Genomic DNA, 1,378 nt, shown 5'->3' on the forward strand with positions numbered 1-1,378 from the left:
CGTTCATAAGTATGAGCGCCGAAGTAATCCCGTTGTGCTTGAATCAAGTTTGCTGGCAAAACAGCTGATCGGTAGGAATCGTAATAGGCGACTGCAGCAGACAACGACGGTGTTGGAACACCGGCTGATACAGCAAGTGCCACAACACGGCGGGCTGCACCTTGATACTTTTCAGCAATGTCTTTAAAGTAGCTATCCAAAAGCAAATTATGCAAATCACTTTTAGTTGTGTAGGCGTCGGTGATTCGTTGTAGGAATTGTGCGCGGATAATCGCACCAGCACGCCACAATTGCGCAAGTTCACCAAATGGTAGATTCCAATCATAATGATCAGAAGCCATCCTTAATTGGTCAAATCCTTGGGCGTAAGACATTATTTTACCAAAGTAGAGTGCCTGACGAACATCTTCTGCGACGCTGTCTTTGTCACCATCAAAGGTAAAATCAGGACCATTTAGCAAATCAGCAGCTACGAGGCGATCTGATTTTAGCGCTGAAATATAGCGTGCGTAAACAGATTCAGTAATCAATGACTGTGGTGCACCAACTTCAAGTGCTGATTGTGATGACCATTTACCCGTGCCTTTGTTACCGGCGCGATCGAGAATCACGTCTACTATTGGTTTGTCAGAACCTAAATCATCTTTGCGGGTTAGAATATCGGCTGTGATTTCGATTAAGTATGAGTTTAATTCACCACTATTCCAATCAGCAAAGGTCTTGGCCAAATCATTGGCATTCAAATCGAGGACACGCTTTAAAATATCGTATGATTCGGCGATTAATTCCATATCACCATACTCGATACCATTATGCACCATTTTGACGTAGTGACCAGCACCATTTGGACCAACATAAGTAACCGTTGGCCGACCATCTTCAGGCGCTTTGGCGGCAATTTGTTCCAAAATAGGTGCCACTGAATCATAAGCTTCGCGTTGACCACCGGGCATTAGCGATGGTCCTTCGAGTGCGCCTAATTCACCACCAGAAACACCCATGCCAATAAAGTTGATGCCTGATTGTGAGAGCTTTTCTGAACGACGGATTGTATCTTGGAAGAAAGTGTTACCACCATCAATGAGCAAATCACCTTTTGATAAATGTGGTAGCAACTCATCAATGACATCATCAGTGCCTTTACCAGCTTTAACCATTAGTAAAATACGGCGTGGTGCTTTGATGGATTGTACAAAATCAGGGATTGAATAACTAGGAATAAATGATTTATCAGCGTGCTTTTGAACCAAATCATCTGTTCGCGCGCGAGACCGATTAAACACTGAAACGGTGTAACCACGTGACTCAATGTTGAGTGCCAAGTTGCGACCCATTACCGCTAAGCCAACAACGCCAAAATCTGACTGTGTCATACTAT

General features: G+C 43.9%; 1 protein-coding gene. It reads right to left on the bottom strand.

Features of this window, described 5'->3' with window-relative positions; translation table 11 throughout:
• On the bottom strand, positions 1-1,373 hold a 1,373-nt coding region (gene gndA / locus FF105_RS11500; RefSeq protein ID WP_290046926.1), incomplete at its 3' end, for an NADP-dependent phosphogluconate dehydrogenase.
• Positions 1,374-1,378: the final 5 nt, after the last annotated feature.

The sequence above is a fragment of the Leuconostoc sp. UCMA20149 genome, from assembly GCF_030400235.1.
GTDB classification, from domain to species: Bacteria; Bacillota; Bacilli; order Lactobacillales; family Lactobacillaceae; genus Leuconostoc; species Leuconostoc pseudomesenteroides.